Here is a 25,889-nt window from a genome sequence, read left to right as displayed (position 1 = left end):
GCCGACATGGGTCGATCACGTGCTTTATCTGGAAAGGATGGGGGAGTGGAGCCGAAAGGCCGCCCTTACCGCAAAAGAGCTGAGCCTGTCCTCAACCGACCACAAGGGCGGCAGGACCCCAAATCGCAATCTTCGATCACTGATCGCGGACTTGTTGCTCACCTACCACAAGGTGCTCGGTATTCGCCCCCGCCATACCGTTAACAAGGTCAGTCACCTCGCCGAGGTCGGGTTTACTGGTTTCGTGAAGGAAGCTTTGCGGATTTATCAGCCGGAAGGGATGACTTTCGAGCCGGTGTTGATCGACAACGTGGTTCTGGAAATGCTCGACGTTCGAGGGCCCGCTCCTTATCGCCCGCCCTTGGTACCCCGATCACGCGATTCAAAATCGTCGCGTTAAGGAGTTCGACCTCGCTCCCGAGCTGAGCCAACCCTGTCCACTGGAGGCACCCAGTGGACAAACCAGCCAATACACGTCTCGACCCAGAACAGCATCCGCAGGCTTTCTTGCCCGCGGCGCTGGTCGAACTCGTTCGTGTCTTAGCTCGGCAAGCGGCGCGCGAAGCCCTCGCTGCCAGCCCGTCCCCTGCCGCCTCCGATGACCTCAACCCTGACCCGGAGGATCGTCCATGACGACCAACCCCAAGTCCCTTTCGACGCTTGAGACGCTGGCTTCCCGCTGGGGGGTGAGTGTCAAAACCCTGCGCCGGATGGTGGCGCGCGGCGAGCTCAAGGCGCACCGCATCGGCTCCCAGCTGCGCTTCTCCGAGGAGGATGTGACGGTCTACGAGCGCCTCCGCCACGGGTGAGAAGCGATGGCCCCACCTGACCGATTTTGTCCAGCGTTGTCAGCATCTTATCGGCCGTCGGGAGACCGCCGGCGGTTGAACGCCGTAAAACCAAAAGGGTGCTATCTCCCGAATTGGACCCTCTGTCCGCCCCTGTCATCCCGAGACCCCGATTGACCCAAGGAGCTTATCCCGAATGTCTCAAATCCGCTTCGATTTCTGCATTAGCGGCGACGATGAAGTTGCCGTCGATCCAGTGCCGATGGCGCCCCGCAAGGCTTCCGTCAGGCCCCGCGCCCGCGCCAAACGCATTAGCCGTGATGCTGTGATGTCGGCGCAGCTGGCCCTCGTCCAAGTTGCCGTGGATCCCGTGTCGACGACGCCGCCTTGCGCGGCTTCCGTCACGCCCCGCACTCGTCCCAAGCGCATCCGCCGTGATGCTGTGATGTCGGCGCAGCTGCCCCTCGTCGCAGTTGCTATCGACGCGGAGGCGACAACGCCACACAAGGCTGCCGTGACATCCCGCACCCGCGCCAAACGCATTCACCGTGACGCGGTGGTTTCTGCGCCGTTGCCTGTCGTCGCGAGCGCGGAAGCCTTCATCGCTCCTGCGTCGTCCACCCTTGCTGACATGATGACGGAGGCTGCGACCGACAGCACCCTCTCGACCATCCAGCTGCGCGACATGGTCTCCGCGATGAAGCGCATTGCGAAGGTCTTCGGCACGGCGCTCAACACGATCGAGGCGAGTCCGCGGCGCCTGCGCATTCTGTTTGCTTCAAAGAGCGCCGCCCAACTCGGCCTCTCCGACAAAAGCTTCGCCAACATCCGCTCCCTCGCCGTCCAGGCGCTCGCGCGCTACGGCAAGGCTGACCTGCCGGTGACCCGGCGCTTTGCCATGACGCCGGCTTGGCGCGAGCTGCTCGACCGCATCGAGAAGCCCTACAACCGTCAGACCCTCCATCGCCTCGCCATCTACTGCTCGCGGACGGGACTTTCGCCGGGGGACGTCATCCCTGAGACCCTGATMGGGTTCAAGGCGGCSCTCGAGGCCGAGGAGRTCGTGAAGGACCCCGCAGAGATCGTCAGCAACACGATCTCGAAGTGGAACGGCGCCTTGCGGGATGTCCCGGGCTGGCCGCAGCAGAAGCTTTGTGAACCGAACAGGGAGGTCCCGCTCGCGCGGCCCTTGAACGACTTTCCTGCGAGCTTCCAGGCCGATGTGGACGCCTGGTACCAGAAGATGTCCGATCCCGACCCGCTCGACGAGGATGCGCCCGTCAAACCCTTGCGCCCGGCGACCCTCGCGCACGGGCTCTATACGTTCCGCAGCTTCGCCTCTGCTTTGGTGGAATGCGGCCATTACGCTCTGGCGGAGATCACGTCCCTTGGTGTTCTGCTCCAGCCGGACGCATTCAAGGCCGGCATCCGCTTCTTCCATGATCGCAGTGGGGGAAAGACCCAGCGCATCCACAACATGGCTCGCAATCTCCGGCTAATCGGCAAGAACCATTGCCGGTTCGAGGAGGCGACGCTGGCGCAGCTGGAGGCGATCTGCAAGCGGCTCGATGCCGGCAAGCGCCATCAGATGACCGATCGCAATCGCCGGAGGCTCGCCCAGTTCGACGACCCGGCGAATGTCGCAAGACTCCTGCATTTTCCCGAACGGGAAGAGGCATGGGCGATGTTGCAGACCAATCTTTTTCGCCGGGCCAAGGGCATGGAACGGGCATTGGCCGTCTCTCTGCTGATCTTTTGCGGCCTGCGGATCACGTCTTTGCGGACGCTCGAGCTCTCCGACTTCCGCTTTATCGACAAGGGCCGCTGCATTCTGTTCGTACCGGAGGAGCGAACGAAGGGCGATCGTGCGCTCGAACACGATCTCAATCCTGAGGTCACGGCACTCCTGCGCCGCTTCATCGAGCATCACCGGCCGCTGCTGCCGGGGGCGAACGGTCCGTGCTTGTTTCCAGGTGAGGATGGCCCGGCCCGCTCGCAAACGTCCATGTCAAAGGCGATTTGTGAGGCGCTCCGCGATCGGGCAGGTCTCGAGATGAACGTCCACCTGTTCCGGCATGCCATCGCCAAGATCGCGGTCGAACGCGATCCCGGCGCTTATCTGTCGGTATCGCGGGTGCTCGGCCATACCAGCCTCGACACCACCATGGCGCATTACCTCGGCACCGAGTCCAAGGCCGCCGGGCGCCATCTCGATGGCCTCCTCACCGAGGCCAGGGAGAGTGGCACGGCGCTGCAGTTCGGCAAGCGCAAAGGTAAAACCAAACCAAAAGGGACGTCGTGATGGGCATCATCGTCGATCCGATCCGTCGCGCCATGCGATATGACGAATGGCCCGTTGCCGATCAGGCGCTGTGGCGTGCAGCCCTGACGGCAGGCGACCTCTTCGATGAGGGCGGTGGCGCCGCTCAATGGGCAACGAGAACCCAGCAGACCAACATTAAGCACTATGCTCGCTGGCTCGGGTATCTCACATGGAGCGGCACCCTTGAAGCCGACACAGCGCCAGCCGATCGGGTCACCCGCGAGGCTGTGCGGGCTTACCATCAGCATCTCGCGACCCTGGTCGCGCCGATCACCCGCCTGTCGATGATGGTCGGCCTCAAGGTGGTGATGCAGGCGATGGCGCCCGATCGCTCCTGGCGCTGGTTGCAGGATGTCTGCAACCGCATCCAGATCACCGCGCGACCGAGCAAGGACAAGCGATCCCGGATGCGGCCGACCGCCGAGATCGTAGCGGCGGCCCTCAGCGAGCTCGAAAGCCTTCCCTGCCCCGTGACGACGATCAACGAGGCTCTCGCCTATCGCGACGCCTTCATGCTGGCGCTGATGGCAGCCCGCCCCTTGCGGGTCAAAAACTTCGCCGGCCTCGAGATTGGACGGCATCTCACCCGCACTGAGAATAATTGGCTGATCGCCATCCCGGCGGAGGAGACGAAGACGAAGCAGCCGATTACCTTCAATCTGCCTGAGATGCTTCTGCCGTGGCTGGAGCGTTATCTTTCTGAAGTCCGCGTTCTGTTTCCCGGCGCAGCCGGGTCCACCCGGCTCTGGATGGGCAAGGACGGAATCCTCACCGATCAGAACTCGATTGGCATTCGCATCAAAAAGCTGACAGAGCGTCTCTTCGGCATGTCGATCAATCCGCATCTTTTACGCGACTGCGCCGCCTCCAGCCTTGCGAATGATTCCGTCGAGATGGCCCAGGCCGCCCCTGCCCTTCTTGGTCATCGCCACCGCTCCACGACCGAGAAGTACTACATCCAGGCCGACAATCTCGCGGCGAGCCGGACCCTCGGAACGCTGATCGAAGCCATCAGACGCCGCGAGTGACGCCCCTCCCTACAAGCCGTGAGTTTGCGAACAAACCAAGAATCTGAGACTCTCRMCCAYRCTTGGAAGGATTCGGCCTTGAACARTAYGGCGTCCTCACTCGACACCCTCAATTTTCACCAACGGCAGGCGGTCGAACACGGCGTGATCGAAGGATGGGCGACCATGGCCTCGCCGCTTCTGATCATCGCCGGCGCAGGCTCCGGCAAAACCAAGACCCTCGCCCATCGGGTGGCCCACCTCATCGCCCATGGCGCAGACCCTCACCGCATTCTCCTGATGACCTTTTCGCGCCGCGCCGCCGCCGAGATGTCGCACCGGGTGCAGCGCATCTGCAAAAGGACGCTGGGCAACGGAGCGGGTCACCATCTGCTTCCCTGGGCCGGCACCTTCCACGGCATTGGCGCCCGGCTGTTGCGTGATCACGCCGAGCAGCTCGGGTTAAACCCGGATTTTACGGTCCACGACGCGCGCGATTCCGAAGACCTGATGAACCTCGTTCGTCACGAGCTGGGCTTCTCAAAGACCCATGACCGTTTCCCGAAGAAGGGTACCTGCCTTTCGATCTATTCCCGGATCATCAACACCGAGGCGACCATCGATGAGGTCGTGAAGCGGTTCTTTCCCCGGTACGCGGGGCTCGAAGGCGATCTCAAGATTCTCTTCGCAGCCTATGTGGAGGCCAAGCAGGCCCAGAACGTCCTCGATTATGACGATCTCCTGCTCTACTGGTCGCAGGCCATTATCGAGCCCTTGCTGGCGGCCGAATTTTCTGGTCGCTTCGATTACGTCATGGTCGATGAGTACCAGGATACCAACCGCCTCCAGTCCTCCATCCTGCTCGGCCTCAAGCCGCAGGGCCACGGCATGACGGTGGTCGGCGACGACGCCCAGTCGATCTATTCGTTCCGCGCGGCGACCGTCCGTAATATTCTCGACTTTCCCAGTCAGTTCGAGCCCGCCGCTTCAATCATTACCCTCGATCAGAATTACCGCTCGAGCCAACCGATCCTGAATGCGGCGAACGCCGTGATCGAACAGGCGAGCGAACGCTTCACCAAGAACCTTTGGTCCGACCGCATCTCCGCTGAGCGCCCGTATCTGGTCACCGTTCGCGACGAAGCGGATCAGGCGCATTATGTGGCCGATCAGGTTCTCGCCTATCGCGAAGAGGGTCTCGATCTCAAGCAGCAGGCCGTCCTGTTCCGGACATCTTCTCACAGCGGACCTCTGGAAGTCGAACTCACGCGTCGCAACATCCCGTTCAAGAAGTTCGGCGGGCTGACGTTTCTGGACGCCGCCCACGTCAAGGATATCCTCGCAACCCTTCGCTTCGTTCAAAATCCCSGGGACAAGATTTCTGCGTTCCGGGTGCTGCTGCTCCTTCCCGGCATCGGGCCGCGTTCGGCCAATGACATCATCAACGTGATGGCCGACGCGCCCGACCCTTTGACTGCGATCTCAACCTTGTCGYCGCCTCAGCGCACCGGCGAGGCATGGGACGATTTCATTGCGATGCCCCGTGAGCTCAAGACGGGAGCGGTTGGATGGYCTGCCGAGATCGAGCTCGTCCGGGACTGGTACCAGCCCCATCTCGAGCGGACCCACGAGGATGCGGGCGTGCGAAACGATGACCTTCTGCAACTGGCGCAGATCGCATCAGGCTACCCCTCTCGGGAGCGGTTTTTGACGGAGCTGACGCTCGATCCACCCGACGCCACCAGCGACCAGGCCGGTATCCCCTATCTCGACGACGATTATCTCATTCTCTCGACCATCCATTCCGCCAAGGGCCAGGAATGGAAATCGGTGTTTATCCTCAACACCGTCGATGGCTGCATCCCCAGTGATCTTTCGACCGGGACAAAGACCGAGATCGATGAGGAACGTCGTGTTCTTTACGTCGCCATGACGCGGGCGATAGATCATCTGCACCTTGTCATGCCCCAGCGATTTTTCACTCACAGCCAGCATCAGCGTGGCGACAGGCATGTCTACACGCCGCGGACGCGCTTCATTCCCTCGAAGCTCCTGAAGATGTTCGAATGCGCGAACTGGTCGAGCGAGCCGGCTGAAACTGCACTTCTGACCACGCGTGCTCCGCAAGTTGATGTCGCGGCGCGAATGCGGAAGATGTTTGCATAAGCGTAGAGCTCGCCGGGCCGGTCTCGCCGGTGGAGCAAGTCCGCCGAGACCAAGTCGTCACTGCCTAACTCTTATTCCGCTGGGGCCGTTTCAACAGCTCGCTCGCTTCAGTCCCAAGGACCACCGCTAGYCGATAGACGATATCAATCGTGGCGCCATAAACGCACAGCTCGAGCGAACATGGAGGGAAGTGGACATTCGCTGAGCCAGTTCCGCTATCAAGTTTGACCAATCTCAAACGTTGCGCGGAGTCGGCCTCAACGTCTGAAGTGGGCCGTTTGCTGACTGACAGCTTTTAGATTTCTTCCGATGAAGCAGCCGTTCGAACTTCCGAACTTCCGACCTTCCGATGTAAATGAATTGCTGTCAGCGGGGCCGCTTTCGTTTTTTCAACAGCCGACCCTCTTTCTGATTCTTACCTCTTTTAGTCGACCCAACTTGGCCCGCGCGACGGCCTGTCACGCGAAGGGTCATCTCAGCAACCTCAGCTTGCGCAACAGCGAAATCATTGGCCGGCAGGAAATGCCCCCGGACCCAATTGTCAATGTACTGCTGAAGCGCGCCGTCCACACCGCTTTTAACGAAGGCGACGGTCAGGGCCCAAGTCCCCCCAGTATGTCGGATAAGCTTCTCAAGAAGCATCCCAGTTGCTTTCATCGTCTTCACATCGAAGGCGTTCTTGTTTTTCCAGATGTGATTTAGAAAGGTCATCAACACATTGAGGTGGGATTTCATTTCGGCATTTCTGTTGCCGATGAAGTTGGYCAGCGCGTGGAAGTCTGGCAGATCTGAGGCTGTATCAGCTTGGAATGCATCGAGTAGCGCTTGCGGATCGATCGCTAGGTGGCCGTGGCGCCGCCACGCCAGCTTCACCAGCAAATTGGCGTATCGATCGCGGCCAATCTCACCGGCTTCCTGAGCGAAGGCGAATACGGTCTGAAGCCAGACACCCTTTACTGATGAGGCTGCCTCTGCCCACTGCCGGAAATGCATGTCGTCCGAAACCAGCACGTAGCCCTCGGCCGCTAGATATGCCGCATCGAGCACGTGCGTATTGAACATTCCAGTGATAAGCGAGGCCACCTCGGACGGCGCATCTGGCGCTGTTGCTGGTCGAACCTGGCAAGCGGCTTCAATCTTCGCAAGCTGTTGGGCGATGAAGCTGCGCCGGGCAGCAATGTCTTCTGGCGTATGCTCTTGCTTGATGTATTGGCCATTGTGCCAAGAGATCGTCAACGAAGGGCTGCCGGTGCTCTCCTGCTTGTCTATGAGAATTCGCAGTTCATCGATAACGGATTGCGGCACCACGAGCACGCCGAAGACCGCTTTCAGGACATCAAAGGCGTCCATGTTCGCGACCGTCCATGCGGCATACGTATCCAGCACCGCGCCCGCGGCTCGGTGCTGAAAGATGAGCGCCCTGGCTGCCAGGCGTTCGGCCTCCATGCCGACGCAAGTTCGGATGTCGGTGTCGAGGGATCGGATATATTCAACGAACCCTATCGTGTCGCCGCCGAGACGTTCCGCAACCATGTTCAAAGGTACGTTCTGGACGAGATAGAGATCGGCGAGTTTGCGATTGCTCTCGGATGCCCGACGGATCTGATCCAGCGCCGGTTGTATGTCGCCGTCGACCATGTTGACGGTGTAGAAACCCCTAGCGTCGGGAAACCTCTTCTCGAAATTCTCCATGACGTCGTGGAGGGCGTGCAGGAACTTGTGCTTGATCTCGGCGACGCGCCACGTCCTACTTTCGCCAAAGGCCGCAGGCATATCGAAGGTGTCGCCGACTTTCAGCCCGCTGGCGGCGATCACCGTCGGGTGAGCCAAGCTGACTATTCCTTCTGCGGGCCGGTCGTCCTCTCGCGTTATCAGGAATGAATTGCTCTGTCCGTGCTCGCCTTCCAAGCGAACAAAAGCATCCTTCCCGACGGTGTCGACCGCCGGGATGAGGCCGTCATCGGGGTTCATCATAATGAGCCCGAAATAGCCGAGCGCGGCCTCCGGATCGTTCCTGGCCGATTGAAGGACATCGTATGCGTAGGCGAGAGCTTTCGGCCCTTCTCCCGCTGTGCGCAACAGCTGCGCGAGATGCATTTTCTGGATCGCCGTGCCTCTCGCGGTCGCGAGATCGATGCTATCCAGGAGCGGTTTTATCTCATCACTGCGCTGGCTTCGGCGTAGGACAGAAATCAGGGCGAGATAGTTGTCCAGTTCCGGCTGCGCCTCGACCGCCTTCCGCAGGATCGTCTCGGCTGCGGGGAGATCACCATGGTTAAAATGCAGCAGTCCTTCCGCGTGCAAAAAAAATGGGAGCTCACGAATGGACGGAGTAAGGCGGGCGAAAAACCGCAGGGCCCGCTGGCGGATCGGGCTGTCGTTGACGAAGGCTCGTGCCAAGGTACGAAGCTCGTCGCTGTCGTAATCTTCTGCGATATGACCGTCGAGCAGGTCGGCGACAACCGACCAGTCACCGCGGCGGCCGGCATGCATAGCCACCATCATCCGGCCTGCGATGTGGGTATTGTCGTCGATTTGCTTCAGGGCGTTCTGAAATGCCACCTCGGCAATGTCGTCGAAGTCCTCCATGCGCGCGAAATCGGCAACCACAATACCGGCGCGGGCATCGGTCGCTACGTCGCGCGCCACCTGCTCGATTTGCTCACGCCTAGCGTCGACATCACCGATTTTGATCGCCGCGAGCCTGGCCGCCGCTGCCACGACGAGCCGTTCGACTTCGGGAATGTGCTCGGCCTTAGCCGGATAGAGGCGGGCGAGCTCACTCCAGTTATTCTCTGCAGAATAAAGTTGAAAGGCTACGACGGTTGCCTCCGGCCCCTCCGGCATCTTCGCGAGCAGTTCCTCGGCCCATTTGTGGTCATGGCTGTCGATCGCGATCATCGCGGCGCGCGTGATGATCGGGACGTCGTCAGGCGCGAGCAAGAGACCCTGGCGCGCAATTTTCTTTGCGCGCGGAAGATCGTCCAGCGCATGCAGGGCGACGACAATGTTGCCGCACAAAGCCGCATCCTCGTCACGCAGGACACCGTCGCTGGCTCTGGCTTTGTCCCATAGGTCGATCAGGGCGGTGGCGGCGCTCTCCAGACGGTTCCGTTCCCCAGCCCCCAGACACCTAATACGTTGAAAGCTCTCGCTCGTGACGGTCTCGTCGATGTCCGCCTCGGCGGCGAATTGAATGGCATGCGGATTCTCTGGATGTGCGGCGACAACCTCGCGCGCGAATTCCCACCACTCGGCCGGCGACCGACGTCGGCGGATGAAATCGACCCGACCGATCCCAACCGCTGCCGTTCCCCTGAGGCCCTCAGGCACAAGATCAAGCGGTTCATCGATCGAATTATCGAATCGAGCCGCCTGAACCAGGTAGCCTGCCAATCCTTCGTTCGTCGGATCAGCCTGCAGCGCCTCCCTGCCGAATGAGAGAAGCTCCTGCCAGTGCCCCTGCAGAAGAAGGGAAAATGCCTTGTTGGCGATCGCTTTGGGTTCGTTCGGCGCGTGGCCGTAGGCTTCCGACAACATCGCGGCGGCCTGTTGGTCCTCGCCAAGAGCGAGCAGGCATGAGCCAATATTTGCCTTGATGCGGAAGAGGATGCGACCCGAAGCTGACGTATTGACTCGACGCAGGAGGCTTTTCAGGAAAGGCAAGGCTGCGCGGGGTTTCCCACCGTTTGCCATATCCCGGTAATTGTCGATCTCGGCGTCAAGATGAGCTTCGACCGAGCTGGCTGCCGTCGTCGTGTCGCCAGGTGGCGTTGGAAGCCTGTTTACGACGTCTGCGAGCCTTGCCTCGATACGCGAGAGCCCGGCGCCAATCTCGATTCGACTTTGATCCTGGCTGGCGGCAATTTTCTGGGTTTCCGAGAGAATTTGCTCGCTGAATGGTCCAAAGGTCGGGTCGAAGACCTTTCTTGCCGCCGCATCCTCGGTAATCTTTTCCTCGAGTGTATTCCACCCCCAGACATAGACGAGCAGCGGCGTACCTGCCTTGTTGAGTTCGGCCGTCAGCTCGCGTGCCAACTCTTGCATTGCAACATCGTCGGGGGCGGTCGTGACGACGAAGTATTCTTTCAGCCGGGGCTTGAACGTCAGCGCCTTCGCGACCTCGCCGCGAACCTCATCCTCCGTGAGGGCATTGCCATCACCTTTCAGCTTGCACTGGATTCCGACGTGACGCTCCGGGTCACTGTCGCGGAGTCCAAAGAGGTCGACGCCATTCTGACGTTGTCCCCGGCGGCCATTGCGCTGGACATTTGGGTCGCTCAGAAGACCGCGCCAAAGCACGATCGATGCACGTTCAAAAGCCTGCTCATCTGAGGGCTTCGGAATTTGTGTAGCAGCGAGTAGCGACATCACCGTCCAGTAGATACCAAGATTGAAACGTCGGGAGTGCGCGTGTGTAGCCTTTAACTACCCTCTTTCCAAATGCTTTAGGAAAAAGGTCAAACGGATGACCATTTGATTGGGTAGGCTTGGCCCCTTTTCAGTATGAGGCGGATTCTTCCTGGTGGTCGACGCAGCCGTCCAGGGTGATATTTACGCTGAAGGTCAATAGTTCCATGCGGCGAGCCATACGCTCGAAAAGGCGTAGGCTATTGCTCGCGGTTGATGTTCAACTTCCGTTATGGGTCGATACGCGACGGTCCCGATGGCGGTCCCGTCGGTCCGCTCGTAGCACATTCCGGAAGTTCAACTGGAAACTGGCGACGGACCCCCTGCCTGACCAGCCTCCATTTTGCCCGCCTCATCTCTCGGCTAGACTCAGGCATCAACTGCCGAGTCGCCAAGCCAGGGGTTCCCTATGCGCGCCGCCATTTACGCCCGCTATTCGAGCGAGAACCAGCGCGACGAATCGATCGAGGATCAGATCGAGGTCTGCCGTCGCTATGCGGCGCGGCTGGGTTTTGAGGTCACGGCGACGTTCAATGACCGGGCCATCTCGGGTTCGAACAACAACCGGCCGGGCTATCAGAAGATGCTGGCGGAAGCCCGCAGGGGCTCCTTCGATGTGGTGATCGTCGAGGCCGTCGACCGCCTGGCGCGCAAGCTCGCCGACATTGCCGGCGTCCATGACGAGCTCTCGTTCCATCGGGCGAGCCTGCATGCGGTCAATGTGGGCGCGATCACCACCATGCATGTGGGCATGCTCGGCACCATGGCGCAGATATTTCTCTCGGACCTGCGCTCGAAGACCAAACGCGGCCAGCTCGGCCGGGTGCTGCAGGGCAAGTCCGCTGCCGGCAAGGCCTTTGGTTATGACGTCGTCGAGGGCGCTGAGCGCGGTGGCCGGACGATCAACCAAGCAGAGGCCAAAATCGTCGAGCGGATCTTTTCGATGTTTGCGAGTGGGGTCAGCCCTCGAGCGATCGCCCGCCGGCTCAATGAGGAGGGCGTGCCCGGTCCGGAGGGGCGGCTGTGGCAGGACACCACCATCCGCGGCCAGAAGGAGCGCGGCACCGGTTTTTTGAACAACGAGCTCTATGTCGGCGAGATGGTCTGGAACCGCTGCTCGTATGTGAAGGACCCACGCACCGGCAAGCGGGCGGCCAGGCCCAACACGGTGGCGCAATGGGAGCGGATGCCGGTGCCCGACCTGCGGATCGTTTCGGACGACCTCTGGCAGGCAGCCAAGAGACGCCAGGAGGCGACAAGCTTCGAGGTCGGCGAGGATGAGGCTGGAGTTGCGTTGAACCGGGCGCATCGTCGCCGCTTCCTGCTCTCTGGCCTGCTCACCTGCGGCTGCTGTGGCGGCGGCTATACCATCATGGCCAAGGACCGCTACGGCTGCTCCGGTCATCGCTCCAAGGGACTATGCAGGAACGATCGCACTATTACGCGCCGGGAGATCGAGAGCCGCATCCTCAAGGCAATCAAACAGAACCTGCTGACGCCTGAGCTCGTCGCTGAGTTCACGCACGCCTACACGCAGGAGATCAACCGCCTGGTCGCCGAGGCCAGTCACGATGACGCGGCCCTATCAGGCAAACTCACGGCCATCCAGCGCAAGATCGACGGAATCATGCGGGCGATCGAGGACGGCCTGTACCAGTCCTCGATGAAGGAGCGTCTGACCGCGCTCGAGGCCGAGAAGGCCGCGCTGCTGTCGCGCCAGAAGGCGCCACGGCCCAATCCAAAGGTGTCTGTGCATCCCAACCTTGCTGGACTTTACCGGCGCAAGGTCGAGGAGCTGGAACTGCTGCTCGAGGACGCGACGGCGCGCGAAGAGGCGATGACCATCATGCGCTCGATGATCGAGGGCATCGTGCTGACACCGCGTGTCGGTGCTGGTGGCCTCGAGGCGATCTTAAGCGGCGACCTCGCCCGCATTCTGGTTTTGTGCCAGGCAGGATCAACTAGACCCCTACAGCAAGACACCCCCGACGCGGTTTGCGTTCGGGGGTGTCAAGTRTCGGTGGYTGCGRGGACACGCAACCATCTTGAATTGCTGCTCTTATGGACGAGGGACTTCGGCATCTAGACACCGCGCCGGTCACAWCCTTCGGGGGTTGCGRGGACMCGCAACCATCTTGAATTGYTGCTCKTATGGACGGGATTTCCCGTCTAGACACCGCGTCGATTACAAGCGTCGGGGGTCGCGGAGACGTGAAACCGGCGAGACTTGTCAAAGGCGTACGACGGAATTTGCCAGGAGTGGTGCGTGGCGGATTGCTGGGCAAAAAAAATCGATCCCCCGCAAAAGATGTGGAAATCAGCAGCTCTTCGCGGATGTTTGTGGATGGAAGTGGCGCCATCTCGCGCAACGAGCTGTGGGGCCCATCAAGGTGTTTGGCGAGCCAGCAAACGCACTTGCGTCGGCGTTTGCCCCGTCCACCGTTTGAAGGAATGAGTGAAGGCGCTGACCTCCTGGTAACCGAGGAGCCAAGCGATGCGAGAGATTGAGAGGCTTGCGTCCCTCAGATAGTGTCGGGCGAGATCCGTTCGGACCTCCTGGGTGATCTTGGCGAAGGTTAAGTTTTCCCCCGCCAGCCGCCGGGCGAGCGTCCGCCGGCTCATGCCGAGCGCCTGCGCGATCTCGGCCACCCGCGCCTTGCCGTGCGGCAGGAGCGGGGCGATCGCGTTCTCCACGCTGGCCCTGATCGGGCTGGAAGGGCGGCCCCGCCGGGATAGTGCCTCGTCGCAATACTGGACGAGAAGCTCGTTCAGATACGGGTCGGCACCCGTGATTGGTAGCTGCGATGCACCGCGAGCGAAAGCGACTTCGTCCTGCCCGGCGGCGAACTTAACCTCGCATCCCAAGTATTCGTCGAGCCGTCCGGAATCGACGCAGCGAGGATGGGCTAGGCTGACGCGGAYGGGTCTGACGCTGGTGTTTGTCAGATTTTGGCACGTCCGGACGAGCGTCGTCACCCAGAACTCCATCTGGTGCCGATCCGCGTGTCGCGCCACGCCGACATAGTTGTAGCGAACGGCGAAATCGCTCGCCGCGTGACATCGCCAAAGGACGCCTTCGTTGGTGACCGTGCTATACCGTTCCCCGCGGGACAGCGCCTCCCCGAGCGTCGCGGAAGAGGCGAGCACGAAATACAGCAGCCCTATCTTGCGAAGTTCAAACGTTTCAGCGAGATGGAATCCGAGCAGGCCATCCTGAATTGCCTCTGCCACTAGGTTCAACACATTGATCTGGCTATCGACTGCCAGGCGTGAGTTCCAATCCTCCATCTGGCCGCGCGAAATACCAACCTTGTGTAGGATGGGCTCCAAATCAACGCCGTCCGCAACAGCCCGGGCAACGGCCAGTCGGGCAATTCCCCCGGCTGCCGTGGGCGGCGTGTCGGACGCCATAGGTTGCGACATGGACCGCTTCCCGCGCTGCATGGGCTCCGATTCCCCGAGGCTTCGTACAGCAAGCCTTTGACCCAACATAGCAAGACGGTGGCCGACATGGCCACTATCAACACGACGGTCCAGCAAAAGGGCAGTCGACTTGGAAGGCTTGATCCCTTTGAAAACGATGGGGAACGGGATGCCGCAGTCTCGGCGTAACCGCCGCGAGATTCTACATGGCCCCGACATCTGCCGTGATCGGATCGAGCAAAAAATCATCCGCGCATACGTTCAGCTTGCGGTGCCGCTGGAATCTAATAACGGCTTTCAGACCGTCATGCTCGCGCGGTTCGGCGAGGTTGAGGTGCGCCTGACCAAAAATCCCCAATCCGGGGCGCCGCTAGCCCTGTCGTCGTATTGGCTGGAGATTTACTCCGGCAGGAGCGGCTCTGCGATCGACAGATTCGAATGCCTCGAGTTTGACGAGGGCGAGTTGGCCGCGGCTGTCGAGTTCGTCTGCCGGGCCAAGCGGCGTCATCATTCACTTAACTGAAGGGGGGCATGCTGGCCAAGTCAAATTAAGCTCGCGATTTTTACGCTAGTCTTTTCTGCGTCTTGGGATCAAATCTCGTCTCTTGTTTCTTTGATGTTATTTTTCAGCACCTGACGATTTCCTTCCGCCACTGAGGGGCCGTCTATGACGACCCCTCATTTTAGCATCTGGGCGGCCGTGACTTCTTCCTGATTACGTGCTGGCGGAGGTTCTTAAGATACGGCGGGCGCAAACCGAGTGCCGCGCAACCACGACGTCGCGCTATCCCCAGACCGCAGCGACCAGTACGCGGCCCCATAAGAAATCGAAGGCCCAGCCATCCCATTCGTGCAAGGCCCGGATTCAGCAGATTCCAGCCCTCAGAACGGAAGGCGGAGCAAGCTTGTCTCCTGGTAGGAGTACAGCGGATTACGGACTCGAGGTCCTCCCTTTGAGGGAAAAGGCGGCCATTGTGTCGGTCCCAGATGCCGAGGTCCACTTAATCGAACGCTCGCTAGACCGGCGCAGGCTCAGCCTGTGCTCAGCGAGCCGGCGCGCATTCATCAACAAAATTGCATGCACTTCGAAGCTAGCCGGTGACGCGGTCTCCGCGTGGCGCGAGCGGCTGTCCCAAAGTGTCACGCGGTTGTCACATTTGATCAAGCAAAACATTTGGGTCGTGGTAGATTAGCCAAAATTTGATGACTAATAAAGCCATGAGATTGACGGACATGGCATGTTCTCAGGCTAGAGCGTTCAAGATGATCTCCATTTGTCAAGCGTAGACCTGTCTAACTAGGACAGGATATTTCGATTGCTGCAAGGAGGATTCCATGCGGGTATTCAGCATCAGTTCGTGCGCGGGCCTCATCTTTCTCAGCGCCGTTGGCGCCGCTCAAGCACAACCCAATCCTATTCAGGGCACGCCTCAATCCCTCTTCCCTTATGCAAGGCCGAACGAGATCCAGATGATCAATGGGGTACCATGCCGAACGATGTATGATCGGCAGTCCAGAACCCGCGTCCCGATTGCCTGCGCCGGCGACGTTCGGGTACCTCGAGTTGATGTGAGCACAACTGGTAGCACTCGCTTGGGTGCGACAACTGGGATCCCCATCGCGGGCACGCCTCAATCCCTCTTCCCCTATGCGAGGCCAAACGAGATTCGGACGATCAACGGGGTGCCCTGCCGCACGATGTATGATCGGCAGCTAGGAACCCGCGTGCCGATTGCCTGCGCCGGCGATGTCTCAGTTCGTAAGGTCAATTGATCCACGGGGACCTCGCCGATAAGGGAACCTGCTGGACCACCTTGCTCTGGAGTTCTGGACATGAGCGATAAAATCACTTTGGACGTGATCTCTCGTCGGCGTGCTCTTTGTCTCGTGGGGTGGGCGGCCGCCCTTGGCCTTGCAGCGCCTGCGGTGGTACTGACGGCGTCACAGGCTGAGGCTCAGACCTCGGGAATGGAGCGGCGTGGAGAGCGGCGGACCGGACGCCACGAGCGGCGTCAGACCCGGCGCACCGGGCGCACGGAGCGACGAGAGGAGCGCAGGGACTGAGCGAAACGGCCCATCATGGTAAAGAGCGTTCGATCCGGCCTTCTGCGAAATCCACCAGCGTGAATCCGCCTTAGGCGACCAGTGCGCCCGCTTACCGGCGGATCGTCGAGAAGGTGTTACCGTGATAGGCCGCCGTGTAAGGCACCTGAATGTATTCCAGGCTCTTCTGGACGACCCGGGCAGGGAGCGTGTCCTTGTGCTTCGCGAAGTTCGGGACCGAGCCTGCTCCGAAAAGGACCTCGCTGAGGTTCAGGCCGACCCCAACATAAAAAGTCCGTTCAATCGGGTAGCCAAGTCTCCGCTCGTCCAGTTCAAAGCCGCGCGCATCGAAGCCGGCGTGCAGTTCGGCATAGCGCAGAGGCGTGTTCCTGAGTTCCTCGAACCCGCTGCCCTTCAAGGCCATGATGTAGCGCTGGCGTTGATAAGGAGGGATGATGCCGGAATCCTCCGAGGACGTGATACCCGGCCGCTCGTAGCTGGCAGGCGTGTACATGAACCGAAAGTCCAGCTTCTCCCGCAGGCCAGGCACGGAATTCCGCAGGATGGAAAAGGCCGCGCCCACGCCGTTCGCAACAATGTCCTCGCGCGAGAAGCGATGCTTGCCCGTGAACCCGTCCAGGGCCTCGCCGAGCCCCATGATTCCGAAGGCAACGAGTGCCCCTGTGATCGGGGCGCCGGTGGGATTGGACGCGTTCGCCCGGATCCGGTCGGTCAGGATGTCGGCAATGACGTAAGTCGAAAAGGCGTGGCCGATCTTGTCCATGCCGCCATGCCGGGTGTTCTTCGCGAACCATCCCTCCTCGATGAACTGAAATTCCGAACCACCCCAATCCCAGTCCCGAATCCCAATCGCGACCAAGCCGGCGCCGACCGCGGCCAACTCCCATCGCACGGAGGACAGGTGATCGCCCAGTTGACTCACCGAATAGAAGGATGGGGGAAGCGGGGCCAAACCCTTGTCCCGTTTGTTGGTAGGTGGTGGCGGAGTGATCCGTTGCGCGTTCGACCTGCCTTTTTGATTCTTCTTGGCACGAGACACTTCCACCGTCTCAGTCGTCTGTGCCCGAGCCGAAGTCGGGCCCATCACGCCAAGCGGGTCGGCCAGGACCGACAGACAAGCGATGAAGGCGAAGGACCGCACGCTTCGGTTCACTCCGGGTTGCTGAGCGCCATTGAGCTCATTCACCACGCAGGAGTCGCATTCATCACTAGCCCCCCATGTTCACGCTGGTCGAGGCCCGAAGGTTGAGCAGCGCGCCTTCTAATGCAGTCTTTGTGAAAGATTGGAGGAACGCGGCTTCCATAGCAATCTTTGTGAAATTTTTCCTTAAGCGCCAGCGTTCCATTATAGGGGTGCCGCTAATTGCCGGGGTTGACCTGAACGGACGCCGACTGAGGCGGCAGAGCTGCAAATTTCGCCATGTACACGGAGTGCCAAAGTCCGGTTTACAGGGCGAACCGCACCAATGACCTCCGCCGGTGTCGCCGGCGCCCCAAAGCAGGGCCCGGTGACTCTTAAGGCTGCGAACGTCGGCGTGAAGGCTGTGGGCTCGACGAGATAATGGCCGCACATCTGGAGGAAACGCCGGCTGTCGAGCCGGTGCTGCCGACAAACGCCGTCTCGACCGCCGAAACGGTTCAAGGTGCCGGTGCCCGCCTTAGATGCAACCCTTGCCAGAGGTGGCGAGGCGACCGGCTGGGATGAGGTCAGCAGGGACGCTCTCAAAGCTGGTCAGGCAAGTGATAATGTCACGACCTCGAAGATCCTTTAACCTAAAGGCCCCACCTACGTCATTGTGTCGCAGACGTCCTCCACGTCATTGGACTGCCGATGCATTCCTGCGGGCGTCACCGCATCGAGGACGCCCTCGCCAGGGCGTCCGGCTCACTGCCCGGATGATGCAGATAGAATGGGGTATTGGAACCCGCACTGTTGTCCCCTGAGTACGTGAACCGGACGAGCGCCATTCCGCTCAACGCCGACCGCCGCCGCGGCCTCCTCCCCGGAAGCCACCACCGCCGAACCCACCCCGCGGTGCGAGGCTGCGTTGGGGGGCAAACGACGCCGGGGAACGGGCGAACTGCGCCGACGGCGGCCGGTAAGTCTGCCGACTGGCAATCTGGCGTTGGTTTCCATGGTTCCGCGCTTGGACGTCCGGCATCAGGTTCGAGGGCAGCTGTTGACTGACCGCCGGACGCTGCGCGGGTCTCTGCGGGACGGGACGGGACGGGGCTTTGTCGCGGGGCGCTGCTGTGCCAACTGGCGCTCCTGCGCTGCCGGGCGCTGTTGGGCCACTGGGCGCTGCTGCACCGGGCGCGCTCCCGACGGCCGTTGCGCCGCTCACGTGAAATACGGCGCCGCTGGCATGGTTTTTTGCCGAAACCTTGCCGCCGCACGACTCAATGACGGTACGGGCAATGCACAGCCCCTTGCCCAGGCCCTCTTGCTTCGTGGTAAAGAGCGGCTCGAATAACCGATCTGACGGAAGTTCGGGGCGAGGCGGTGCGTCCGAGGCCCATGATCTGCAGGCAATCTCGCGCCCCCTTCGGCATGTTCCAATCGCATCGATCCGTTGACGACCAAGTTTGGAATGAACTGTTGGAGCTGAAGGCGGCCCCCCGATTGCGAACGGCCCGGTTATGAAACTGGGGCGTTTTGACACCGATGAGCCCCTTCGATATCGGACCAAACTGCGCGATCGAGCGGCGTCATTGGCGCAAGCGCCTGGTGAAGCGGGGAATCCGTTTGTCGAGGGCCTCAGAGAATGTGAGCCTGAAGATCAATTCGTCCGCGGCATTCACCACCTCAATTGCGTAGTCGCGCGGATGGGCCAATTGGTGTGTCATCTGGGCCGGCTGTCACCCTGCCAGGCGACAGTCTCACCGACCAGCGCGGAAGGCTCGGGTGAAGGCACTGGCTTCGGAATGGCCAGCGCCGCCGCGATCTGAGCGAGCGGCATGTGGTGTCCTCCAGCAATTGCCGGGCAACCCAAACCGGATCTCGTTGGCGATGGCTCCGTAGCCCGAGCCGCTGTCCTTCAGGCGCCGGCTCCAGGTGCGGCGGTGCATCGCCAGCCGGCCATGTCATCGGCGGAACAGCGTTGGCTTATGGTCCGCGTGCGCAGCAGCCGACAGATGCCATCCAGCAACTTGATCCCGAGCCACCCCGCTGCCACCGGATCTGCTCCTCCAGCACAGGCATGCCTGGAAAGAGACAGGCGAAGTGCCCTTGTCAGGCAAAAGACTTCCCCGAAAAAGGGAATTGAAGGGTCCTTGTCTCAAAAGGAAAAGTCGCTGGCCCAGCCGGTCAAGCAACACTTGTCAGCAGGTCTATGACGAGCGCCGTGAATCCGTCAACACCAGCCAAATGGAGAATGACGATGCGTTTTCTACCAATGAAACTGGCCATGACAGGCGGCGTCGCAGCGTTTCTCATCGCCCTTCCGGTGTCGATCAGCGTAAGCCGGTCGAATGCCGCGGCTCCCGGTCACGGGAGCACCGTCAGTATCGGGCTCAAATGCGACACCGCTCAGGCAGTCGTCGGCCGGCCGGGGACGCCAGGCAGCGTGGCCGGCGTGGCCAGGCGGTCGACGCGCCGCGCGGTTCGGAGACACTACTGAACCTTGGAAATGGAGGCGGCGATGACCCGCTTCACCGCAACGGTTATCGGGCTTTGCGGGTGTCTGCTGGTGCTCCCTTGCACCGTTCCGGTTCTGGGGGCCCCTTTCTTCGTCAGGGTGTACGGCCGCACTTACAAGGTCGATTCGCGAATCCCATCCGATATGCCGGAGGGCGCCAAGCCGCAGGAGTCCCTTAAGGCCCTGCCGGCCGACATCGCCAGAGGTCCCGGCTTCAAGCCGTCGCACGAGCAGGTCCTGGCCGACGTGGAGGAACGGACCTGGATTGCCCGCCACCAGCTTGCCTACGAACTGGCGAAGAGTTCCTTTCCCCGCGCGGGGCAATATGCCGGAGCTGACGCGGCGGCGGTCGAGTCGGAGATCACGGGATCCCTCGCGAACGAGGCGACACAGGCCCGTGAGCCGGCGTTGCAGATGCTCTACGATCGTCACAGGGCCTTGAACCTACTCGCGCGGGAATTGCGGCGCGCGGTGGACCTGCCGGTAAAGACCCCGGAGGCAGGGTTCTCCCGACCGAAGCTTTCGCCTGAGGTCGAGGCCAGCTACCGGGACCTGAACTTCGATCCCCTTGCCGCCTATTACAGCTTCCGGCGCGTCAAGGCGGCCTTCCGGTCTGGTGATATCCAGATCCTCGCCCGGGTCACAAATTACCCTTTATCGATCATACGCAAGGCCAAGCGGACGATCCGCAACCGCGAGCAGTTCATCGCAGCAAAGGAAACGCTCATGAGCCCGCGTCTTCGGGAGGTTGTCGCGGAATCCAGTTTTGAGACGGTTTTCGTCCGCGACAAAGGAATGATGCTTGGTGATGGGGCAGTGTGGATCACGCTCGGCAAGACAAGCTTTGGGCTGGGCGCCATCACTGTCGATTGAAGGCCACCGGACCTCGCATTGGTTCGGCGACGCACCTTTGGTTTAGGCCGGTCCCGACAAAGAACGCCGGATGTGCGCCGCACGTCTGTGAGCGATAGGTTTCCCACCTCGTGGTAGGTTTGAACAGAACCGTACTTTCCGGTGGAAGGTCGCTCTCGGTTGTTCCCCATCGCTGCATTTGCCGCCAGTCGAATATCGGCGATGCGTATCGGGTGAGGGTCGTTTTGATGTCGCCGGCCTTTCGCCGTTGAGAATACGAACCGAAAAGCCGCTGCCACCGTGCTCCCTTCCTCCACCCAATGCCTCGTCCCCCAACAGTCGTGTCCTTAAAACTATCAACGTAAATGAAAATCGGCGCGTCGGCGGTGGCAGAAATCCAGCACAGTCGCGGCATTAGCTTGTAGGAACCAAGGGCAGGCGAATGGTTCGGGCGATGGTCACCGAGAATTCGTGAATCATTGAAAACCGGCCAGCCCCGGTGTTTGCGCCCCGGCTCAAACAAAAGCCGAGATTGATGCCGGTACCCATTTCCACTAGCCTAACGTCGTGAAAAATGGCGGCTCCTGACCGCATTAAGAACGGCTAATTCTGGTTAGTGCCATATGCGGAAGTCGGATCTGCTTCGTACGGCTCGCGCGATGGATCACCAGTTATACGATAAGAGGAAGCCTGACCCGGAACGACTCGCCGCCGTAATCCCGATTTTCTGCCCATATACTCCCATCGTGCGTCTCGATAATGGTGCGCCCGATGGACAGCCCCATGCCCATGCCTTCGGCCTTGCTCGTAAAGAACGGTTCGAAGATCTCGGTCAGTTTGTCTTCGGGAATTCCTAGACCGTTATCCGATACGAAGAGTTCGGCAAGGTTCTCGGCGCGCTCACTCTGAATACTGATGATGCGGTTTTGGGTAGCGGCGCCGGGCCGATGACGTAACTGAGCAGCACCGGCACTGGGGCGACGAAGAGTTTGAGACGTGCTCCCCAGCGCGGTACCTAGACTCAGGAACGGCCGGTTTTTGCGCGCGCCGGAAACAGCCGTCGTCATTTCCGCAGCGGCCACAAGGGCCACGACGACGAAACCGACAAACGCCAGAATCATCCCGAACGTCTTGGACGCCTGCTGCACCGACTCGACGGACACTTCGCTCACCAACGCGAGTAGAGAACCTCTTGGGGCCGGCCAGAGCTTCTTCGACGCCACGTATTTTAGGTGGTGACAATCGCCACCATCGGGTACGGTGACTTCTGCCGAAAACGGCCGCCGGCAAGCTTTTCACCATCGCTTATGTGTATTCGGCATCTTCGTCGCTGCCGTCGGGACACTTGGCGAGCACATCGCCCGCAAGGGGCACCGGGATTGAGGAGGGCGCCATACGTCTGATGCTTGCCACGGCCGGCGTTCGTGTAGGCGCTTCGCGATTTTGACCGCCAGGAGCAATGGAGTAATCTATCGCTTCGTAAGCGACCAGGACACGAGTGAGGGCGTAACAGGTGATGTCGTTGAATAAGGACGATTCCGATGAGCGCGCAGCCTTCAGTCCAGGCAGTAACTAAACCTGTCCGATGGGCGATGAGAGTCTTTATCGCTTCCGGCGTGACAATCCTTTCCGGCAATCCAAGCTCCGCTCAAAATGCGTTCGATGGAGTTTGGCATGCGAGGGCGATTTCCGAGACCGGAACATGCCGTTCGGACCGTCAGCACGTGGTTCGCATCCGCAACGGAAGAGCATTCGACAGAACGTCACGAACATACGAGGTCAAGGGCGGGCTTGACGCTGCCGGGCGTATTGACGGAAGCGTTCGTATTCGGAACACGACGATTATCGTAAGGGGAAGCGTCGCCGGGAACAGCGCCTCCGGGACTTGGAGCTCGACGGGACGGCGGGCCTGCTCTGGACGATGGGAGGCAGCGCGTTGAGACCGAGCGCATACATCCGCCGAACCGGATTTCATTCAGGCAGCGATAGCATATGCCCGAGATAGGGCGTAGATTAGAGACGAAAATCTTGCTTATAACGAACCGAGTAATCCATGCTCAAACCTCGACATGTTCTTCTTGTCGGGTTTCCCTGTGGCGACGACCTTCGTACTGGTGCGTGGTTTCAAGGTCGGTCCCGAATTGAACTGAGCGTGGATGGAGGGAGTTCCGTCTGCGCCAAGGCTTGAGTCATGAGCCCGACGCTCGTTTCGGCAGATTAGTTAACAAGACCAGACATCGCGAATTCGAACCGATTTCTGCAACTCACCCAGGGAAGTTCCGAAATCGGAGGCGGGGTTTTTAGGGTCGCGGTTGGATCGGAAACGTCGAACGCTTGGTGTACTGAGGCGACAGCGCGCAAGGGACAAGACCATGGACCCAGATGCGTTAGACTCCGGAGATGAACCTTCGGCATCGACCATGTTCGATGCCGTTCTCCGTATTGGGCTCGTCGCTCTGCTCGTTTACTCCTGCGTCCGGATCATTTTCCCTTTGGCCTTCATCTTGCTATGGTCAGCGATCCTAGCGGTGATACTGTATCCACTCCATCTCCGTCTGGCGGCGCGGATCGGCGATCGTTCGTCGGCCTTGCTCATCGGACTGACTGGCATCGCCGTGGCGTTGGGGCCGATGGTCATGATCGTGACGTCGCTCGCGACATCGATCTATTCGCTGATCTCGAGCTTGCAGAGCCAAGATCTGATGATGCCGCCGCCGCCAGTGTGGCTCGATGGCACCCCGCTGGTTGGGAAAAAGCTGATGGAAATCTGGGCGCTCGTCGCCACCAACCTTCCGGCGGCCCTAACGAAATACGGACATCTGCTCAGTGGACCCTTGGCTCGGCTAGCCTCTTTCGCTGGCAGCTTGGCGATCGGCGAACTATCATTCGTTGCTTCATTCGCGATCGCCGCCGTGATTGTCGTTTACGGCAAGGGCGCCACGGAATTTGCCCGAAGGTTGCTAGAACGTCTTATGAGCGACAAAACGCGCGCAATGCACCTGATCACGCTGACCGCAGCCACGATCCGAGGTGTGGCGCTGGGGGTAGTTGGTGTGGCTGTCGTCCAGTCGCTGCTGCTCGGGATCGGTTATCTGGCCATTGGACTTCAGGCGGCCGGCCCGCTGACGCTTATTGCGTTCCTGCTGGGTATCATGCAGGTGCCGTTGATTTTGCTGTCGCTCCCGGTCGTCGGCTATGTTTTCGCGACCGAAGCAACGCAGCCTGCGATCATTTTTCTGATCTGGAACGTGATCATCGGGCTAAGTGACAATATCCTTCGACCTTTGATGCTCGGCAGGGGGCTTGAAGTGCCTATGCCCATCATACTAATCGGTATCATCGGTGGCATGCTTGTTGACGGTCTACTCGGCTTGTTTGTGGGGCCTGTGCTGTTATCCGTTTGCTATGTCCTCCTCTATGAATGGTTGCAGCAGCACCCGGCTCACGGTGGCTCCCCCGCCGCCGACGGCGATGCCCAAGGCTCGTTGTTGACTACGCCTGCTAGACCGACATCATCGCTACAATCACCGGCCCCCAAGCAGTAAGGAGAATATTTCCGACTGCATAGGGGACCGTATACCCGAGCGCCGGAATGTTGCTCTGCGCTTCATCCTGCACAGCTCGAAGCGCAGCCGTAATGGTGCCAGCGCCTGCGCATGCGCCTAAAACAATGAGCGGATCCATCCTCAGAACATACCGGCCAAAAAGTATCCCAAGCGTGTGAGGCAACAAGGCCGAAACTAAACCCACCAAGACCAAACTGATCCCCGACGCCTTTAATCCGGACACGAAGCTCGGCCCGGCGCCCAAGCCGACGATGCCGATAAACACACAAAGTCCAACAGTATCGAAAATCCAGATCGCCGGTTCCGGAATGCGACCGAAGAACGGGTAGACAGACCTCAGCCAGCCAAAGAAAAGGCCCATGACAAGCGCCCCTCCGCTCGCGGTGAGCGTCAGCGGCACATTCCAAACCACGACCGAGAGCAAGCCTACCAGGCCACCCAAAAAAATTCCTGTTCCGACAAAAATCATGTCTGTTTCCGTGGTGGGACGATCAGGATAGCCCAGCTCTTTTGCCGCTCTCTCTACCTCCGACAGGGGACCGATCAGACGAACCACATCACCCCGGTCGATGCGGCTTTCCGGCATGATCGGCATTTCAATCCCGGAGCGGGTGAATCTCGATAAGAACACGGCCCGGGTGAACGGAAAGCGAGACAACTCAGCCAAGGATTTATCGTCGACGGCCCGGCTCGTAATGACAACATTCAACGCCTCGATCGGGATGTCCAACAGGACGTGATCGCTGACCTCTGGACCAATGGTGGTGCCGCGCGTCGCGTGGATTTCCTGTCGTGCAATCACCGCAACGACGTCATTCTCGCGCACAAGCATGTCCGGCAGAGGTTCCAGGATTTGGTCTCCACTACGGAGCCGCAGGATGAAAACTCTCGCTTGCTCGGGGAGAGCTTCGAGCTGAGCGATCGTTTGGTTGATCAGCATTGGATTGGTGACACGATAAGCGCGAACATCGAATGGGCGGGCGGCGGACATGATGCCTTCCGCGGTTTGGCTCGTGCTTCCACCTTTCGACCTCATGCGCGCGGCCTCTTCCCGAAGATTGGCCCTCATGAGCTTTGGCCCGATCTTGGGAAGGAACCAGACCAAAGCGGCCGTTCCAATGAGATATGTCACGGCATAGGCGACAGGAATATTGTTGACCAGCGCATTCCTTTCCGCTTCTGGGAGGTCGAGGCGCTGAATCGCCTCACCGGCCGTGCCGATAACAGTCGACTCGGAGAACGCACCTGCAAGAAGGCCCGCCGCCGTCCCGACGTCATATCCAAGGAGCTTTGAGAACCCGAATGCAGTGAGCAGGCATGTCACGCAAAGCAGCACAGTCAGCGCGACTTGGGGAACTGCATCGCCCTTCAGCCCCCGAAAAAATTGCGGTCCTACCTTGTAACCCGTTGTAAAGAGGAACAGGTCGAAGAAAATGGTTTTAACGAGAGGGGGAACCTTGATGTCGAGCTGGCCGATCAGAACACCAGCCAACAAGCAACCGACTACGATTCCGAGGCTGAAGCTTCCAAATTTGATGCGGCCGATAAGAAAGCCCGTTGCGACGGTCAGGAAGATCGCAAGTTCTGGATTCTGGCGTAAAGCAGATACGATGTAATCCACGTTTGACTCCCTTCGAGGGATCGCCGCTGGT

The 25,889-nt window shown here is 60.2% G+C and carries 14 protein-coding genes and 1 pseudogene; 10 read left to right on the top strand and 5 right to left on the bottom strand.

The features are described from left to right. The 5 genes from AC1DVM_RS07840 to AC1DVM_RS07820 form a co-directional block, all read left to right on the top strand. A partial coding sequence (locus tag AC1DVM_RS07840) for a hypothetical protein (RefSeq protein ID WP_477253452.1) occupies positions 1–400 on the top strand: 400 nt, incomplete at its 5' end. Positions 401–629: 229 nt separating this feature from the next. Further along, positions 630–809 (top strand): helix-turn-helix domain-containing protein, encoded by a 180-nt coding sequence (locus tag AC1DVM_RS07835; RefSeq protein WP_477253451.1) that lies wholly within the window; start codon positions 630–632, stop codon positions 807–809. A 175-nt stretch (positions 810–984) separates the two neighbouring features. After that, positions 985–3,090, top strand: coding sequence for a tyrosine-type recombinase/integrase (locus AC1DVM_RS07830; RefSeq protein WP_477253449.1), 2,106 nt, complete (start codon positions 985–987; stop codon positions 3,088–3,090). Then, a complete protein-coding gene (locus AC1DVM_RS07825) occupies positions 3,090–4,139 on the top strand; it encodes a tyrosine-type recombinase/integrase (RefSeq protein ID WP_477253447.1) in 1,050 nt (349 codons plus the stop codon). The genes AC1DVM_RS07830 and AC1DVM_RS07825 overlap by 1 nt, the downstream gene beginning before the upstream one ends. A 78-nt stretch (positions 4,140–4,217) precedes the next feature. Beyond that, a complete protein-coding gene (locus AC1DVM_RS07820; protein WP_477253445.1) occupies positions 4,218–6,284 on the top strand; it encodes an ATP-dependent helicase in 2,067 nt (688 codons plus the stop codon). Positions 6,285–6,650: 366 nt separating this feature from the next. Here the strand turns inward: AC1DVM_RS07820 and AC1DVM_RS07815 are convergent, their stop codons facing one another. Then, positions 6,651–10,655, bottom strand: a complete 4,005-nt coding sequence (locus AC1DVM_RS07815; RefSeq protein ID WP_477253444.1) for a PIN domain-containing protein — start codon at positions 10,653–10,655, stop codon at positions 6,651–6,653. A 448-nt stretch (positions 10,656–11,103) separates the two neighbouring features. On the opposite strand from AC1DVM_RS07815, the gene AC1DVM_RS07810 reads away from it, so the two are divergent. Continuing rightward, positions 11,104–12,780, top strand: a complete 1,677-nt coding sequence (locus AC1DVM_RS07810; protein WP_477253443.1) for a recombinase family protein — start codon at positions 11,104–11,106, stop codon at positions 12,778–12,780. 299 nt (positions 12,781–13,079) lie between these two features. Here AC1DVM_RS07810 and AC1DVM_RS07805 read toward each other — a convergent pair whose 3' ends face one another. Beyond that, positions 13,080–14,105, bottom strand: coding sequence for an AraC family transcriptional regulator (locus AC1DVM_RS07805; protein ID WP_477253441.1), 1,026 nt, complete (start codon positions 14,103–14,105; stop codon positions 13,080–13,082). Positions 14,106–14,247: 142 nt separating this feature from the next. Here AC1DVM_RS07805 and AC1DVM_RS07800 point away from each other — a divergent pair, with 142 nt between their 5' ends. After that, entirely contained in the window at positions 14,248–14,640 is a 393-nt protein-coding gene (locus tag AC1DVM_RS07800) for a hypothetical protein (RefSeq protein ID WP_477253439.1), read from the top strand. A 1,632-nt stretch (positions 14,641–16,272) separates the two neighbouring features. Here AC1DVM_RS07800 and AC1DVM_RS07795 read toward each other — a convergent pair. Then, positions 16,273–17,133 carry a DUF2279 domain-containing protein gene (locus tag AC1DVM_RS07795; protein WP_477253438.1) on the bottom strand — a complete coding sequence of 287 codons (861 nt, stop codon included), beginning with the start codon at positions 17,131–17,133 and terminating at the stop codon, positions 16,273–16,275. Between the two features lie 2,443 nt (positions 17,134–19,576). Here AC1DVM_RS07795 and AC1DVM_RS07790 point away from each other — a divergent pair. Continuing rightward, positions 19,577–19,792: pseudogene (locus AC1DVM_RS07790) on the top strand (hypothetical protein); the annotation flags it as partial. Positions 19,793–19,822: 30 nt separating this feature from the next. Then, entirely contained in the window at positions 19,823–20,692 is an 870-nt protein-coding gene (locus AC1DVM_RS07785) for a hypothetical protein (protein WP_477253436.1), read from the top strand. A 650-nt stretch (positions 20,693–21,342) separates the two neighbouring features. On the opposite strand, the gene AC1DVM_RS07780 is transcribed toward AC1DVM_RS07785, so the two are convergent. Further along, positions 21,343–21,834, bottom strand: a complete 492-nt coding sequence (locus tag AC1DVM_RS07780; RefSeq protein ID WP_477253435.1) for an ATP-binding protein — start codon at positions 21,832–21,834, stop codon at positions 21,343–21,345. A gap of 1,209 nt (positions 21,835–23,043) precedes the next feature. Here AC1DVM_RS07780 and AC1DVM_RS07775 point away from each other — a divergent pair. Beyond that, positions 23,044–24,216 carry an AI-2E family transporter gene (locus AC1DVM_RS07775; protein ID WP_477253433.1) on the top strand — a complete coding sequence of 391 codons (1,173 nt, stop codon included), beginning with the start codon at positions 23,044–23,046 and terminating at the stop codon, positions 24,214–24,216. Here the strand turns inward: AC1DVM_RS07775 and aspT are convergent. Further along, positions 24,173–25,858 carry an aspartate-alanine antiporter gene (gene aspT, locus AC1DVM_RS07770; protein WP_477253432.1) on the bottom strand — a complete coding sequence of 562 codons (1,686 nt, stop codon included), beginning with the start codon at positions 25,856–25,858 and terminating at the stop codon, positions 24,173–24,175. The two genes, AC1DVM_RS07775 and aspT, sit on opposite strands and share 44 nt — an antisense overlap. Between the last annotated feature and the right edge of the window lie 31 nt (positions 25,859–25,889).

Source organism: Microvirga sp. P4_A5 (assembly GCF_056402495.1).
Note: the sequence above shows the minus strand (reverse complement) of the source record. Positions and strands in the feature narration are given on the sequence as shown.

Bases quoted from the DNA above. Each gene is read 5' to 3' on its own strand.
- AC1DVM_RS07835 (WP_477253451.1), top strand. From the start codon at position 630: ATGACGACCAACCCCAAGTCCCTTTCGACGCTTGAGACGCTGGCTTCC.
- AC1DVM_RS07825 (WP_477253447.1), top strand. From the start codon at position 3,090: ATGGGCATCATCGTCGATCCGATCCGTCGCGCCATGCGATATGACGAA.
- AC1DVM_RS07785 (WP_477253436.1), top strand. From the start codon at position 19,823: ATGACCCGCTTCACCGCAACGGTTATCGGGCTTTGCGGGTGTCTGCTG.
- AC1DVM_RS07775 (WP_477253433.1), top strand. From the start codon at position 23,044: ATGGACCCAGATGCGTTAGACTCCGGAGATGAACCTTCGGCATCGACC.